We start from the raw sequence: 15,913 nt of genomic DNA on the forward strand, positions 1-15,913 counted from the left end.
AGACATAATTATTTCCTGATTATCAATACCTATCATTATACTGCAAAAGGAAGAACAAACCAATTGCAGTCGGTTATTTATTTTCATATTCATCAAATGACCAAAGTGGCGCTTGATATGCTTCAACAGTTAAATATGTCATATATTCATTAGCACTTACTGTTAATACGTCATTAACTAATTCATACAATCTAACATCGCTGTCTATCTTCTTCCACTTTTTCACTTTAAGAAACTTCCAAATGTCATCATCTGTCACTCTGTCGTAGCCGAACATTTGAAACTCTTCTACTTTACTTTCTAAAACGACTTGTAACTGTCCGCGGTATGATTCTACCAAAGCCTCTCTATCTAACATCTATAACATCTCCTTCTTATTTCGCACGAAAAGTCGCTTTTATTCCCGCTCTAATGGACAGCAATAACTACTTTCAAGAGCACTATCATATTTCACTCTCTTAAATGCTTGTCATTCTTGTCTCGTACGTGCATATAAATTATTGTAAATCATTCCATTGATTTTGAGAAGGTAGGAGAAGAACATGACGAGACAAAGCTTTTTAAAAGGCGCATTTATTTTAATGATAGCCGGCTTTATTACAAAAATACTCGGCTTTATCAACCGCATAGTAATGGCACGTATTTTGGGAGAAGAAGGCGTTGGTCTTTATATGATGGCCGTTCCTACATTCATTTTAGCAATTACATTGACACAAATTGGTCTTCCTGTCGCAATCGCAAAATTTGTAGCAGAAGCGGAAGCTGTGAACGATAAACAAAGAGTTAAAAAAATATTAACCGTATCACTAGCTGTTACATCCGTTATTAGTATTATTTTAACAATCGGAATTATGTTCCTCACACCTATTTTAGCAAAAACATTATTAACCGACGAAAGAACGTACTATCCATTAATGGCCATTTTGCCCGTTGTTCCTGTTATTGCTGTTTCTTCTGTTTTGCGTGGTTATTTTCAAGGGAAACAAAACATGAAACCTAGCGCTTATGCGCAAGTTCTAGAACAAGTCGTCCGCATTACCATTATCGCTATATGCATTCAATTATTTTTACCTTACGGCATAGAATACGCTGCAGCCGGCGCTATGTTATCAGCTGTTCTCGGTGAAGTTGCATCGTTATTATTTTTACTCACGTTATTTCAGCGAGAAAAACATTTATCAATACGCTCTGGATTTTTCACTACTGTAAAGGAAAGCAAAGGGACATTTTATTCTCTGATGGATATTGCCCTTCCAACTACAGGAAGTCGTTTAATCGGCTCCGTTTCATATTTTTTTGAACCTATTGTCGTTATGCAAAGCTTAGCAATCGCTGGTGTCGCTGCTTCTGTTGCAACCCAGCAATACGGTATATTAAACGGTTATGCATTCCCGCTTCTATCACTACCCGCCTTTATTACATACGCTCTCTCTACAGCGCTCGTCCCTTCTATTAGTGAAGCAATGGCAAAAAGACAACATAAATTAGTGGAGCACCGTTTACAACAAGCACTTCGAATTTCATTAATTACCGGCGGATGGTCTGTCGTTATATTATACGTATTCGCTTCTCCTGTTTTAACTCTTATGTATGGATCAGACAGCGCAACAGCATTCATTCAACTTCTTGCGCCTTGCTTTTTATTTCATTATTTCCAAAGTCCACTTACCTCTGTTTTGCAAGCTTTAAACTTAGCAAGAGCTGCAATGATGAATACATTTATTGGAGCCATCGTGAAATTAATCGTTATTTTTGTACTAGCATCAAGGCCAGAATTTCAAATGATGGGGGTTGCTCTCGCTATTGCAGCAAATATTGTAACAGTAACATTTCTTCACTACGCTACTGTTTTAAAAAAGATTACATTTACCATTTACGCAAAAGACTATATTTTCGGCGGACTTGCCATCGGTATCGCAGGCGCCTTCGGTTTTTATCTTCATAAATATATTATTTTCTCTCATGCCCTTGGCATACAAACATTATGGGAAATCACTTTAACAACAATTGTTTATATCGTACTTCTCTTCACTTTCAAACTCATTCGAAAAGAAGAGTTAAGTCGTCTCCCTATCATTCGTAAACTTTCATTTTTGAAATAAGGTGAAACTTTAATCAGTGGGGTAATCTCCACTGATTATTAGTTACACTAATCATTCTTACTCTTTCAAAGAATAAGTCTCTAATTTTCTTTTACATCAACAAAAAATTTTCCGTTTTGAAAACTACAGTATAAAATTTGTGTTACATCATTATAACCTAAGTTTTTTAATTTCTCAATAAGCCATGCATCTGTATGTTCAATCATTTGTAAATGACTAGATTGAATTTCTCCATCAATAATAAGAGGAAGCGTAAACTGCAATGTATCTTGTTTATTTTTTTGTTTTTGAAAGACAGATAACTTCCCAGACGGTTCCAAAATAGCATATTCTACATCCCGAATATCTCCAACTCCTTGTTCCCTTAATTGCATCATTAAATCATCTATATTATAACGTTGCTTTCTCATCTTCTTTTCATCAATCTTTCCCGCGTTTACAAGAATAGCCGGCTCACCTTCTATTAAATGCCGAAAGCGTTGATACTTTAGGGAAATGACTGACAAAATAATTTGGATGCACATAAGAAAAGTCATCGGAACTAATTGATGCCAAAGTGATTTATCGGTATTTTCAATTGCCACTACAGCCATTTCTCCAAGCATAATAAATACGACTAAATCTAATACACTTAGCTCTCCTATCTCACGTTTACCCATAAGACGAAAAATAATTAAGATGATGATATACAAAAGCATTGTCCGTCCAATTATTGATATCCATTCCATTTCTACATCTCCTCGTATATTAATATTTAAGCCCTATTACAGGCTTAGATTTTCTTCTTAATAAGAGCCCTATAAATAAAAATACTTGGACGTCTCAAGATATTTCTAGATAATGATTGTAGGATCATTTGGGACAATTCTTTCACCTCCTGTGGATTTACCACATTTGAAGAGTGTTTCTCAGTGAACGTGCGGGACTCCCTACTCGCAGGCTGAGCAGCCTGCCCCTCGAACCTAGATGATAGTAGCTCTAGGGCGGCTTTCGATTCAGGACTAGCTCTCATACACGAGGTTGTTGGTCGGCGTACACACTAGAGATATCTCGAGACGTCCAAGAAATGATTCTAATATAGAAGGGAGGTCTCTTACATGAGATTATTTGTTGGTTTAGATGTAAGTTCGTTTGATATGAAAGTTTGCTTTTTAAATGGTGATGGAGAAAAACTGGATTCTTTTTCGGTCAGTAATGACCTACCAGGAGCTACTACACTCAAAGAAAAATTATTACAGTGTGTTGCAGGGAAAGAGGTCGACATCCTTAAGATTGGCCTAGAATCCACCTCTGTTTACAGCTTTCATCCTTCTATGTTTCTTCACCATGATATAGATTTACAGCGTTTTGGAGCAAAAGTATTTCTCCTAAACCCAAAGCAAGTCGCAAATTTTAAGAAAAGCTATTCTGACATGAATAAAACCGATGAGATTGATGCCTATGTCATTGCTGATTACTTACGATTTGGCCGCAATCAAATGTCTATCGTAAAAGAAAGCCAGTACGTGGCACTGCAGCAATTAACTCGATCACGATACCAACTTGTCAAAATGTTAACGAAAGAAAAACAACACTTTCTTCAACACCTAAGTTTTAAATGTAATACATTTTCACAAGAGGTGGATACTTCCGTATTTGGTAGCGCCATGACAGAACTATTTCTTGAAAAATTCAGCTTAGAGGAACTAGCTAATATGCCTTTAGAAGAACTCGCTGAGTTCCTACAGGAAAAAAGTCGAAACCGTTTTGGTGATCCAAAATGCGTAGCAGCATCCATTCAAAAAGCTGTGAAAGCTTCTTATCGCTTGGATAAGGTTGTAGAAGATTCAATAGATGTCATCTTAGGTACATCCATCGCAGTCATTCGTACGTTTCAACAGCAAATCAAGGAATTAGAAAAGTCTATTAAAAAAATCATGGCTGGTTTGACCCAAACACTTGAATCTATTCCTGGAGTAGGTCCTGTTTTCGCTGCCGGTATCATTGCTGAAATTGGCCAAATCGAAAGATTTGACGATGAAACAAAAATAGCCAAATACGCTGGATTATACTGGCGAAAGCACCAATCTGGTCGTTTTACAGCTGAAGATACTTCATTATCCCGTACAGGTAATCATTACTTGCGTTATTACTTAGTTGAAGCCGCCAATTCAGTAAGAAAGCATGTATCAGATTATCAAGAGTATTACGTGAAAAAATATAATGAAGTACCAAAACATCAACACAAACGTGCACTCGTTCTAACCGCAAGAAAATTTGTGCGATTGGTGGATGCGCTACTACGTAGCCACCAACTTTTTACGCCTGGAAGGTGTGTGAAAGAATGACATAAATTTTTGTCATCGCTACCTTTCATTATTTTCCAGTAAATTACATTCGTTACTGGTTTAGTTTCGTGATGCCTTTTTTAAACAAATTGACCTTTGGCAACTTTAAACTTTGTTATTTCTCAGTTGACATACTACCGCAGGTCTTTTTTACGTATAGACTCCCCTATAAAAAAGAAACTAGTCTAACTTAGACAAAAGGAAAATATGCTTGTATTAAAAAGGGGGAATGCATAAATGGATGGAACGAAAAAATTATCAACTGCAATTGGCTTCGGTATTGTTACACTACTAATTCTCGCATCTATTACTAGTATGATTATGGCTCTTTTATTAAAGTTTACGAATATAAACGAAGGGACATTAACCGTTACTATTTTTATACTCGCTCTTTTATCTATGCTTATGTCTGGATTTACTGCCGGCAAAAAGGCTCAAGGAAAAGGTTGGCTAGTAGGTCTCACAACAGGTCTCACGTTCACTATACTCGTTTTTCTAGTTAACTATTTAGGCTTTTCTCAAACTTTATCGAACTCACAATTACTTTATCAATTAGCATTAATGGGGGCGAGTACACTCGGTGGTATTTTCGGTGTAAATATGTCAAAGCAAAGTAACTAAAAAAGGCCCTGCATATTTCATGCAGGGCCTTCCAAATTAGTTTTTCACAACTTCACGAATCGCATTGCGATCGAACGTTAAGTGTGAACCACCAGATTTAATAACAATTTTCGTCTCATCTACTGATTCGATTGTACCGTGTAAACCACCGATTGTTACGATAGCATCACCTTTTGCTAACTCACTTTGCATTTGAGCAACTGCTTTTTGACGTTTTTGTTGCGGGCGAATTAATAAGAAATAGAAAATCGCAAACATCGCAACGATCATAACGATATTCATCATACCTGCATTCATCTTTTGTTCCTCCTTTTAAATTATGTATTAGAAGTTTTTAGCATTCGGTTTATTAAAGCCATACTGTTCAAAGAACTCTTCGCGGAAATCGCCAAGACGGTCTTCACGAATAGCTTGTCTCACCTGCTCCATTAAGTTTAACAGAAAATGAAGGTTGTGATAAGACGTTAAACGAATTCCGAACGTTTCATCACATTTCATTAAGTGACGAATGTACGCACGAGAGTAGTTTTTACATGTGTAGCAATCACAGTTTGGATCAAGCGGACCGAAGTCTCTTGCGAATTTCGCATTTTTTACAACGAGGCGACCTTCACTTGTCATACATGTACCATTTCGAGCGATACGAGTTGGAAGTACGCAGTCAAACATATCAATACCACGAATTGCGCCATCGATTAACGAGTCAGGAGAACCTACTCCCATTAAGTAACGAGGCTTATTATCTGGAAGAAGTGGTGTTGTAAACTCAAGTACACGGTTCATAATATCTTTCGGTTCGCCTACAGATAAACCACCTACAGCGTAACCAGGGAAGTCCATTGAAACAAGATCTTTCGCACTTTGACGACGAAGCTCTTCGTACTCTCCCCCCTGTACAATACCGAATAAACCTTGATCTTGCGGACGTTCATGCGCTTTTAAGCAACGTTCTGCCCAGCGGCTCGTACGCTCTACAGATTTCTTCATATATTCAAAAGTAGCTGGGAATGGTGGACACTCATCAAATGCCATCATAATATCTGAACCTAATGCATTTTGGATTTCCATCGCTTTTTCTGGTGATAAGAATAATTTATCTCCATTTAAGTGATTACGGAAGTGAACGCCTTCCTCTTCAATACGACGGAAGTCACTTAAACTGAATACTTGGAAACCACCAGAGTCTGTTAAGATTGCACGATCCCAGTTCATAAATTTATGCAAGCCGCCTGCTTCACGAATAATTTCATGACCTGGACGTAGCCATAAATGATACGTATTACTTAAAATAATGCCAGAATCCATTGCTTTTAATTCTTCTGGTGACATTGTCTTAACTGTTGCAAGTGTACCAACTGGCATAAATGTTGGTGTATCAAATGAACCGTGCGGCGTATGCACACGACCTAAACGGGCACCCGTTTGTTTACATGTCTTAATAAATTCATAACGAATTGCTGTCATAACTTACTCCTTTTATTTGTTTCTCATTTTAGCGTGAGATGCAACGAACATTGCATCACCGAAGCTAAAGAAACGATATTTTTCTTTTACTGCTTCATTATAAGCATGAAGTACATTATCTCTATTTGCAAATGCACTTACAAGCATAATTAATGTTGATTTCGGTAAATGGAAGTTTGTAATTAAACCATCAATTGCTTTAAATTCATATCCCGGATACATGAAAATATCTGTCCACCCAGAAGCGGCGCAGAGCTTACCGTCATGATCTGTTGCAATTGTTTCTAACGTACGAGTTGATGTCGTACCTACAGTAATAATACGTCCACCATTCTCTTTCACACGATTTAATAATGCCGCTGTCTCTTCAGACATATGATAATATTCTGCGTGCATATGGTGTTCTTCAATCGTGTCTGCAGAAACTGGTCTAAATGTTCCAAGTCCTACGTGAAGTGTAATGAATGCTAACTGAACGCCTTTTTGCTTTAACTTCTCAAGTAACTCTTCTGTAAAGTGAAGTCCCGCAGTCGGCGCTGCTGCTGAACCGATTTCTTTCGCATATACTGTTTGATAGCGATCGCGATCTTCCAGCGTCTCTTTAATATATGGAGGAAGCGGCATTTCCCCAAGTTCATCTAAAATTTCATAGAAGATGCCATCATATGAAAATTCAAGCTGGCGTCCACCTTGATCTGCAGTTCCTGTGCAAGTTGCTTTTAATTTCCCTTCGCCAAAAGAGATAACAGTTCCTTCTTTTACACGTTTCGCTGGCTTTACAAGCGTTTCCCACTTATCACCTTCTTCTTGTTTTAAAAGAAGTACTTCAATGTGCGCGCCTGTATCTTCTTTCACACCGTGCAAACGAGCAGGCATAACTTTCGTTTCATTTAAAACTAAGCAATCCCCCTCATGTAAGTAAGAAAGAATATCCGTAAAATGTTTATGCTCAATATCACCTGTTTCACGGTCTAACACCATTAATCTTGATGTTTCACGATCTTCTAACGGGACTTGTGCAATAAGTTCTTCTGGTAAATGAAAATCAAACAGATTTATATCCATAGCTATATCCACCTATTTCTTATTTAAATCGATTTATTATATACATAATAAAAGATAATACAATACTTAACACAATACATGTAATGATAGGAAAATAAAAGGTAACGTTTCCTTTTTTCACAAAAATATCGCCTGGAAGCCTTCCAATGAACTTCCAAGCTAATCCAACAACGATGAGTAAGATCCCGGCTGTAATAAGCAGCTTTGGCATCTCCGTCATACGTTTGGTATCTCCATTCCGAAATGTTCATACGCAAGCGGCGTTACAATTCGGCCCCTTGGCGTTCGTTGTAAAAAGCCAATTTGTAATAAATACGGCTCATACACATCTTCAATCGTATGAGATTCTTCTCCAATTGTTGCTGAAACCGTTTCTAATCCAACTGGACCGCCACGGAATTTCTCAATAATACCAAGCAGTAATTTATGATCAATATGATCTAGACCTAATTTATCTACTTGCAGTAGCTCTAATGCCATTTGTGTAATTTCCATCGTAACCGTTCCGTTACCACGAACTTGCGCGAAATCACGTACACGTCTTAAAAGACGATTCGCAATACGAGGTGTACCACGAGCACGTCTTGCAATTTCTAATGCAGCTAACGAATCGATTTCAACTTCAAATACTTCTGCTGTACGTTCAACAATCGCAGAAAGCTGATCTACTGTGTAGTACTCTAACCTTGAAAGTACACCGAAGCGGTCACGAAGCGGTGCCGATAATGCTCCAGCACGTGTTGTTGCTCCAACTAATGTAAATGGCGGTAAATCTAGGCGTACAGAACGTGCTGAAGGCCCTTTTCCAATTACAATATCAAGGCAAAAGTCTTCCATCGCAGGATACAATACTTCTTCAATTGATCTATGCAAACGATGAATTTCATCAATAAATAATACATCCCCTGGCTGAAGCGCTGTTAATACAGCAGCTAAATCTCCTGGTCTTTCAATTGCGGGACCTGAAGTTGTTCTAACATTAACGCCCATCTCATTGGCAATAATATTCGCAAGCGTCGTTTTACCAAGACCTGGTGGTCCATATAAAAGCACGTGATCTAACGTTTCTTCACGCATTTTCGCCGCTTCAATAAATACTTCTAAATTATGTTTTGCTTTATCTTGGCCAATATACTGACGGAGCGTCTGTGGCCGTAATGAATATTCTAAATCCGCATCTTCATATGCAGATTCCCCTGAAAGGAGACGTTCGTCCATTATACTCACCTCTTACCATTTAGTAAAAGACTAAGTGCCTTTTTAATATACTGATCCGTCGTTAATGATTCTTTTAATAACTCTGGTACAACACGAGAAACTTCGCGTTCTGCGTATCCAAGTGCGCGGAGAGCTTCCAGTGCCTCATCAAGCTCAGCTGATGAACCTTTCTTCTCATCAAAACGTTCTGTGTCTGAGAATAAATCAACAAATGCATCTGGTACGACATCTGCTAGTTTTCCTTTTAAATCTAAAATCATTTGGCGTGCTGTTTTCTTTCCGACGCCTGGGAATTTCACTAAAAACTTCTCATCTTCATGCTCAATCGCTTGAACGACCTGTCCTGTTTGACCAGAAGCTAAAATTGCAAGAGCTCCTTTTGGCCCAATGCCAGACACGCCTAACAACTTTGTAAATAATAAACGCTCTTCACGTGTTTTAAACCCGTAAAGTGCCATAATATCTTCTCTCACATAATGATATGTATAGACACGGATTTCTTGCTTACTTCTTTGAAATACATACGGATTTGGTGTGAAAATTTGATAACCAATTCCATTATGATCAATTACGACATATTCCGGCCCTACATACTCCACGTAACCTGTAACATATTCAAACAAAATACGATCTCTCCCTCTTAAATCATGTATTCCATTTTAACATATTTAATGATAGAAAAGCGAGACTGCCCCAACAAATGTTCTCCACTTGAAACTTCTGTTATTTTCCATTGACAGAAAGGTTAAAGCACCTTAATATACAGAAGTCGATAATGATTATCAATACTAATTAAAGGGGTTACATCAGGATGAAACGTAAGCTATTTATTTTATTTACTATTATGCTCGTTGTTCTTTCTATCGTTGGCTGTTCTTCTCAAAAAGAAGAATCGAAGGCAAAAGAACAACCGAAAACAAAAGTTGTAAAACATGCTAAAGGTGAAGCTACAATTCCAGTAAATCCAAAGAGAATTGTTGACTTATCTGGATCAACAGAAGAACTATTACTTCTTGGACACAAACCTGTTGGTACAGCAAATACATATAAAGATAAAATCCAAGATCACTTAACAGACAAGTTAGATGGAGTAAAAGCAGTAGGTTGGTACTGGGCACCTAAAGTTGATTTAGAAGCTGTTACTGCTTTAAAACCAGACTTAATTATTTTAAACAACCGTCAATTGAAAATTTATGATCAACTAGAAAAGGTTGCACCTACAGTTGTTCTAGAAACAAACTTAGAAGACTGGCGTGGTAAGTTTAAAGAAGTAGGTAAGCTATTTGACGAAGAGAAGAAAGCGGACAAATGGATTGCAGACTACGATAAGAAAGCAGACTCTTTATCTAAAAAAATTAAAGAGAAAACAAAAGATGAGAACTTTATGTTCGTCGCAGTTACACCACAAAACTTCCGTGTATACGGTAGCTTCGGATACGGTGACATCATCTTTAACGACTTAAAACTTCCAGCAACAAAAGGCACAGATTTAAAACAAACGATGGCGCAAGTATCGCTAGAAGGTCTTGTTGCATTCCAACCTGATCAAATGTTCGTTGTAAACTTCGGCGGCGAAGCTGATAAAGTTTACGAAGACTACAAAAACAGTGCTGTTTGGAAAGACAATAAAGCAGTTAAAAACAATCACGTATATGAAGTATCAAATGAAGTCTTCAATACGAAAGCATTCAATCCAATCGGAAAAGATATGCTAATTGATGAAATCGCAAAAGAAATTTTAGCTAAAAATAAATAAGAAAAAAGCAGCTCACCATGAGCTGCTTTTTTTCTTACTTTGAACTGCGTATTGCTTCATTTTTTCAATCGTCTTCACAAAACCTTCTTTTGATTTAATACGAATGCCACGTTTCAATTTCGCACGTTCATAGCTCTCAAGCTTTTTCATATCAATTTGAAAGAAAGAATGGATCGCATTATCACTTTTCGGTACACCTTTGAAAATTTGTAATATCCCTTCCTCTGAAACACCAAAATACCCGCTCGTTTTCAATAACGGAGAAATATCATCAACTTTCTTTTGCAATACAATTTGTACATCATCACGATCAACGAGCTGCCATTCTTTATACTGCTGTAAAAACTTTTCTAAATCCGTCACTTTTTCTGTAAGTATTTCTTCGCTTACTTCGCCATCAACATACATACGCTCTAATAAAATTGTAACCTCAGGTTCTTTTTTCGTTACTTCTGGTACTGGCCCTTCCGCCTTCACATTCGTTTCATAAACGAAACAAAACATCATAACGAAAGCTTGCATCGCAATCAGTATCCATTTCATTTCCGTTCACCTCTTTTAGGCAAGATCATACTTTCATTAGTAGTTTTTCCGGAAATGGGGGTTTTATCCATATTACATTTCTTTCGAAAAATAAAAAATGCAGATAAGGGTTTACCTCATCTGCATGTATCATTTACTTTTATATAAAATGAAAGACGCCTGCAAAGCAGGCGTCTTGATGCGTTTACGGCGAGAGACCAGGCGACCACATTCGCGTGTTTAGCACTTAAGCATATCTCTCGTCTTACGTAAATTAGCTCATCGCTTTGCTAATATAACATTAATAAAGTATAAGTGCAACATGTTTATAAAAATATTTTATTTCCTCTTTCATCCAAATTATTTTATGTAAATTATAAATTGATAATTGCAATATATATGTTACAATTAATGTGACAGCGAAATCATAATAAGCAGGGGATGAATATTATGAAAAAAATAAAGGATGAACGCCTCATTCTTCAAATGTTAAAAAACATACGTATTGTCTTTCTTTTTCAATACATTGGCGTAGTTGGAATTTTAGGCTATATCGGATTCACTGAAGGCATTGATCAAATTACGAAATCTCCATTGTGGCTATTATTTATGTTTACAAGTATTTTACTTGCTTATTTACAGTTAAGTGTTTCAATCGATGTAGAAGAAGGCGAAAAGGAAATACAGTTAACTCCTTATTACAAACTTGTCTTCCACTCCCTTATTGTAGGAATCGTTACGGCTATTATTTATATTATTTTCAGTCCAGAAAGACCTCTATTTGAAGCTATTTCAACAGGTAGTATTCTTTTCATATGCTTTTTAGTTTCTTATTCCGTTAGTTATTTTATTAAAAAACGTCGCTTACAAGACAACGATGAATAAAGAGGAAGGGCTATCCCTTCCTCTTTTGTTTTGTTATCGCACTGTACCAGTTAAACCGTAACGAATGTCTCGGAACATATTCACTATGTCACGATTAAAATCGTTTGTAACTGTACCGTTACGTAGACGCGTACTCATTGCATCGACACGAGTAAACATATCATTTCTTACAGAAACATATACGTTTCTGTTTCCAACTTCATTTGCAACAGCTTGACGAATTTCGTTAGCCATCGCCGTTTCATTTGTCACTGTGTTACGTGGTTTTACCGCAATCGCTACATCGTTTCCATATACAACTGTAGACACACGGTCTACGTTATTCATACGTTTCACACGATTTGTTATTCTTTCAGCTGTTTTACCATCATTGTTAATGTATGAATTGTTCATTGTAATATTACGAGTTGGATGCGGATTAGCAATTTGTCCATTGTAATTTACATCTCGATAATAATTGTATCCTGTATCGTTACGACCATTTCTATATGTTACATAATCTGTATAACGATCATTACGTGTCACATTATCACGATACTGGTGTGTATCATTATAAGATGTACGCTCGTAATTGTAGTTACGTCCATCCATTGCATTGTTATCTTTCGGTGTACCACATGCAGCTAATGCACTGGTAACTAACAAAGAAGCAGCAATCACTTTTACTTTCGTATTCAATACAAAAACCCCCTCTGTTAGAATGAGCTTCTCTACTGAAAAGCTCCCTCTTATGATGAGTAACCGAGAAGGTTTTTACACTGTTAATATTTCACTGGGAATTTTCTAGCACTTCATAAAAAAACTTCATTTTCTTAATTAACAGGAATGTAAAAAAGGCGGGAATACTCCCGCCTTTTTAAACTTCTTCTTCGTCCTCTTCTTCTGAAACGGGCTCTCCAAATACATTCGGTGGATCTGGTTGATAATACATCGTTCCTGGCTGTGGTGCATATGCAGACTGAGTTGGTTGGTAATATAAAGGATTCGCATATTGCGGACCGCCTGGTTGTGGACTATATAGTCTACTTTCTCCTCCGCATCCACAATCTTCCTCACCCTGCACAAGCGGCGGCATATTATTATCCATTGGCATCATATTCTGGTTTGGCATAGACGTATATTGCGGTCCAAACGGCGCTCCTTGCTGATATGGCATTTGATATGGATTTGGTTGTTGATAATACGGATTCGGCGGCATCATGGGCTGTTGATACGGCATTTGATAGGGCATCATATTGGGTGGTTGATTGTTATCCATAATCGGCATCATATTCGGCATTTGATTGTTATCCATAATCGGCATCATATTCGGCATTTGATTGTTATCCATAATCGGCATCATATTCGGCATTTGATTGTTATCCATGATCGGCATCATATTCGGCATTTGATTGTTATCCATAATCGGCATCATATTCGGCATTATATTCGGCGGCTGGTTGTTATCCATAATTGGCATTATATTCGGTGGCTGGCTGTTATCCATGATTGGCATTATATTCGGTGGTTGGTTGTTATCCATGATTGGCATTTGAATATTTGGCGGTATGACTTGTGGAATAACTACATTTTCTTTCGATACATTTGGCGATACTATATTCCCTACGTTTTCTTTTTTCACTTGCGGTGACACTATATTCCCTACATTTTCTTTTTTCACTTGCGGTGACACTATATTTCCTACATTTTCTTTCTTCACTTGTGGCGATACTATATTTCCTACATTTTCTTTCTTCACTTGCGGCGATACTATATTTCCTACATTTTCTTTCTTCACTTGTGGCGATACTATATTTCCTACATTTTCTTTCTTCACTTGCGGCGATACTATATTTCCTACATTTTCTTTCTTCACTTGCGGCGATACTATATTGTTTTTTTTCGTTTGCGGAGAAATGATATTGTTAGGTTTCATTTTACTAATTTGAGGAGCAATTAACTCGCTTCCTTTTTTTATTACATCTGAAATTTTATATTCTTTTTTCGGTTTTATTGGTGGTTGTGGCGGCTGCGGTAATACATTTACCGAAAACTTCGTGTTTTCTTTTTCCGCCGGTTTTTGTTTTTCTATCACAGGTGGTTTTTGAATAACAGAAGGTTTTTCAACTGGTTTTTCTTTTTGAATTGGCTGTTCTTTTTGCACCTCTTTTTGCGGTTTCACCTGTACTTCTTTTTGTGGCTTTACCTGCATCTCCTTCTGTGGTTTCACCTGTACTTCTTTTTGCGGCTTTACCTGCATCTCCTTTTGCGGTTTTACTTGCACTTCTTTTTGTGTTTGTTGCATAGCTGGCTGCTGTGTAATTGGTGCTGATTGATACGTAACTTCTTCTTCATCTTCTATTCCAAGCGGAGTTGGTGTTGCTGCAAATTCTTTTTGCTGCACTTCTTTTACGTATTGCTTTGGAGGCGCTGAACCTGCTCCAGCCTGTTGTTTCATGTGAACACTCTTGGATGGCACTTTAATTTTCATACCTGGCATAATTAAATCTGGATTACTAAGTTGTGTATTTGTTTTTTTCAACGTGTCAAAATCCACTCCGTACTTTTTCGCAATTTTCCAAAGGGTATCCCCTTTTTGCACGATATGAATTTTCAAATTTTCCCCCTCCTGTATAACTTATCTATAAGTAACAAATCTCATGAAGTAACTCTTTCTAAATAACATTAACTTCTTTTCACTTTTATCACTTCTTCGATTTTCAATATCATTCGAAGCGGAATAAGCATAAAGAACCACAATGATTTCTTCAAAACAATGTATGCCCATTTCGTTCTCGTTATGATTATATGTATGAAAAAAAGCAACAGGAATACCGTTGCTTTACACACGCTCTAACATACGATTTAATGCAAGAACCGCTTCTGCCGTTACTTGTTTGTCTACGCTAATAACGTTAATTTCTTCTCCTCTTTCTATCGTTTCAAGTGTCCATAATAAGTGAGGCAGATCAATTCGGTTCATCGTTAAGCACGGACACATAAATGGATTAAGTGAAACAATTTCTTTATCTGGATGTTGCTGAATAATTCGGTTCACTAAATTCATTTCTGTACCAATCGCCCATTTGCTACCAGATGGCGCTGATTCAATCATATCAATAATATATTTCGTTGAGCCTGCATAATCTGAAGCAGCTACAACTTCATAACAACATTCTGGATGTACAATAATATTCATATCAGAATGATTTTTTCGTACGCTCTCAATGTTCTTCACTGTAAAATTTTGATGAACAGAACAATGCCCTTTCCATAAAATTACTTGAATTTCTTCTATATCCCCATCGTACTCTAATGAATCTGTGTGTGGGTCCCATACTGCCATTTTATCTAACGGGATACCTAAATCGTACGCTGTATTTCTCCCTAAATGTTGGTCTGGTAAAAAGACGAGACGTTCTTTTTGAGTAAACGCCCAAGATACCATTTGCTTTGCATTAGAAGATGTTACTGTTGCTCCTCCGTTACGACCACAAAACGCTTTAATTGCAGCTGTAGAGTTCACATATGTTAACGGAATCATCGTATCTCCAAATAATTTCGTGAGCTCTTTCCATGCTCTTTCTGTTTGTTCAATATCTGCCATATCCGCCATCGAACAACCTGCACGCATATCTGGTAAGATGACAACTTGATCATCTGTCGTTAACATATCTGCTGTTTCCGCCATAAAGTGCACCCCGCAAAACACAATATATTTTGCGTCTTTATTGCTCGCTGCAACTTGTGCAAGCTGAAGTGAATCCCCTGCTGCATCTGAAAATTGTACCACTTCATCTTTTTGATAATGATGCCCTGGAATGAATAACATTTTCCCCATTTTCTCTTTAATTTCACGAACACGCTTTTCCATATCTTCCGTTGACATCGTGTAATAACGCTCTGGTAACATCGTTTCAATTGGCTGTACTTGTTCTAAAATACTCATATACGTTTCTCCCCTCTAAGCCACT

The 15,913-nt window shown here is 37.2% G+C and carries 16 protein-coding genes and 1 pseudogene; 5 read left to right on the forward strand and 12 right to left on the reverse strand.

The window, feature by feature from the left end:
* Window positions 1-73: 73 nt before the first annotated feature.
* Complete coding sequence (locus MHH55_RS16175) at window positions 74-358, reverse strand: post-transcriptional regulator (protein ID WP_000886978.1); 285 nt, start codon at window positions 356-358, stop codon at window positions 74-76.
* Between the two features lie 184 nt (window positions 359-542).
* Here MHH55_RS16175 and spoVB point away from each other — a divergent pair, with 184 nt between their 5' ends.
* Entirely contained in the window at window positions 543-2,102 is a 1,560-nt protein-coding gene (spoVB, locus tag MHH55_RS16180) for a stage V sporulation protein B (protein ID WP_000198300.1), read from the forward strand.
* Between the two features lie 80 nt (window positions 2,103-2,182).
* On the opposite strand, the gene MHH55_RS16185 is transcribed toward spoVB, so the two are convergent.
* A complete protein-coding gene (locus MHH55_RS16185) occupies window positions 2,183-2,830 on the reverse strand; it encodes a DUF421 domain-containing protein (protein WP_000454818.1) in 648 nt (215 codons plus the stop codon).
* A 369-nt stretch (window positions 2,831-3,199) separates the two neighbouring features.
* On the opposite strand from MHH55_RS16185, the gene MHH55_RS16190 reads away from it, so the two are divergent.
* Both MHH55_RS16190 and MHH55_RS16195 read left to right on the forward strand, forming a co-directional pair.
* A complete protein-coding gene (locus MHH55_RS16190; RefSeq protein ID WP_340880302.1) occupies window positions 3,200-4,429 on the forward strand; it encodes an IS110 family transposase in 1,230 nt (409 codons plus the stop codon).
* A 237-nt stretch (window positions 4,430-4,666) separates the two neighbouring features.
* A complete protein-coding gene (locus MHH55_RS16195; protein ID WP_000349150.1) occupies window positions 4,667-5,050 on the forward strand; it encodes a TIGR04086 family membrane protein in 384 nt (127 codons plus the stop codon).
* A gap of 36 nt (window positions 5,051-5,086) precedes the next feature.
* Here the strand turns inward: MHH55_RS16195 and yajC are convergent, their stop codons facing one another.
* From yajC to ruvA, 6 genes are read right to left on the reverse strand one after another with little or no spacing between them, the layout of a single operon-like run.
* A complete protein-coding gene (yajC, locus tag MHH55_RS16200; protein WP_000991115.1) occupies window positions 5,087-5,347 on the reverse strand; it encodes a preprotein translocase subunit YajC in 261 nt (86 codons plus the stop codon).
* Between the two features lie 27 nt (window positions 5,348-5,374).
* Window positions 5,375-6,514: a tRNA guanosine(34) transglycosylase Tgt gene (gene tgt / locus MHH55_RS16205; protein ID WP_000125365.1), complete on the reverse strand. Its 1,140-nt coding sequence runs from the start codon at window positions 6,512-6,514 to the stop codon at window positions 5,375-5,377.
* Window positions 6,515-6,526: 12 nt separating this feature from the next.
* On the reverse strand, window positions 6,527-7,579 hold the full coding sequence (gene queA / locus MHH55_RS16210; RefSeq protein WP_000354014.1) for a tRNA preQ1(34) S-adenosylmethionine ribosyltransferase-isomerase QueA: 1,053 nt from the start codon (window positions 7,577-7,579) through the stop codon (window positions 6,527-6,529).
* 19 nt (window positions 7,580-7,598) lie between these two features.
* A complete protein-coding gene (locus tag MHH55_RS16215) occupies window positions 7,599-7,799 on the reverse strand; it encodes a DUF2905 domain-containing protein (RefSeq protein ID WP_000138162.1) in 201 nt (66 codons plus the stop codon).
* Window positions 7,796-8,797 carry a Holliday junction branch migration DNA helicase RuvB gene (ruvB, locus tag MHH55_RS16220; RefSeq protein ID WP_078186500.1) on the reverse strand — a complete coding sequence of 334 codons (1,002 nt, stop codon included), beginning with the start codon at window positions 8,795-8,797 and terminating at the stop codon, window positions 7,796-7,798. Before ruvB ends, MHH55_RS16215 begins: the two co-directional genes overlap by 4 nt.
* A gap of 5 nt (window positions 8,798-8,802) precedes the next feature.
* Window positions 8,803-9,420 carry a Holliday junction DNA helicase RuvA gene (gene ruvA, locus MHH55_RS16225; protein ID WP_000464511.1) on the reverse strand — a complete coding sequence of 206 codons (618 nt, stop codon included), beginning with the start codon at window positions 9,418-9,420 and terminating at the stop codon, window positions 8,803-8,805.
* Window positions 9,421-9,608: 188 nt separating this feature from the next.
* On the opposite strand from ruvA, the gene MHH55_RS16230 reads away from it, so the two are divergent.
* Window positions 9,609-10,553, forward strand: coding sequence for an iron-hydroxamate ABC transporter substrate-binding protein (locus tag MHH55_RS16230; protein WP_078186499.1), 945 nt, complete (start codon window positions 9,609-9,611; stop codon window positions 10,551-10,553).
* Between the two features lie 12 nt (window positions 10,554-10,565).
* On the opposite strand, the gene MHH55_RS16235 is transcribed toward MHH55_RS16230, so the two are convergent.
* A complete protein-coding gene (locus tag MHH55_RS16235) occupies window positions 10,566-11,096 on the reverse strand; it encodes a BofC C-terminal domain-containing protein (RefSeq protein WP_000871175.1) in 531 nt (176 codons plus the stop codon).
* Window positions 11,097-11,525: 429 nt separating this feature from the next.
* Here MHH55_RS16235 and MHH55_RS16240 point away from each other — a divergent pair, with 429 nt between their 5' ends.
* Complete coding sequence (locus tag MHH55_RS16240; protein ID WP_000721223.1) at window positions 11,526-11,960, forward strand: hypothetical protein; 435 nt, start codon at window positions 11,526-11,528, stop codon at window positions 11,958-11,960.
* Window positions 11,961-11,993: 33 nt separating this feature from the next.
* On the opposite strand, the gene MHH55_RS16245 is transcribed toward MHH55_RS16240, so the two are convergent.
* The 3 genes and pseudogenes from MHH55_RS16245 to nadA form a co-directional block, all read right to left on the reverse strand.
* A complete protein-coding gene (locus tag MHH55_RS16245; RefSeq protein ID WP_001093536.1) occupies window positions 11,994-12,638 on the reverse strand; it encodes a YhcN/YlaJ family sporulation lipoprotein in 645 nt (214 codons plus the stop codon).
* A 1,761-nt stretch (window positions 12,639-14,399) separates the two neighbouring features.
* Window positions 14,400-14,556 (reverse strand): annotated as a pseudogene (gene safA / locus MHH55_RS36415) (SafA/ExsA family spore coat assembly protein); the annotation flags it as partial.
* Window positions 14,557-14,781: 225 nt separating this feature from the next.
* Window positions 14,782-15,888 carry a quinolinate synthase NadA gene (gene nadA, locus MHH55_RS16255; protein ID WP_000025339.1) on the reverse strand — a complete coding sequence of 369 codons (1,107 nt, stop codon included), beginning with the start codon at window positions 15,886-15,888 and terminating at the stop codon, window positions 14,782-14,784.
* Window positions 15,889-15,913 lie beyond the last annotated feature (25 nt).

The organism is Bacillus sp. FSL K6-2944 (genome assembly GCF_038005385.1).
In the GTDB taxonomy this organism is placed as follows: Bacteria; Bacillota; Bacilli; order Bacillales; family Bacillaceae_G; genus Bacillus_A; species Bacillus_A cereus.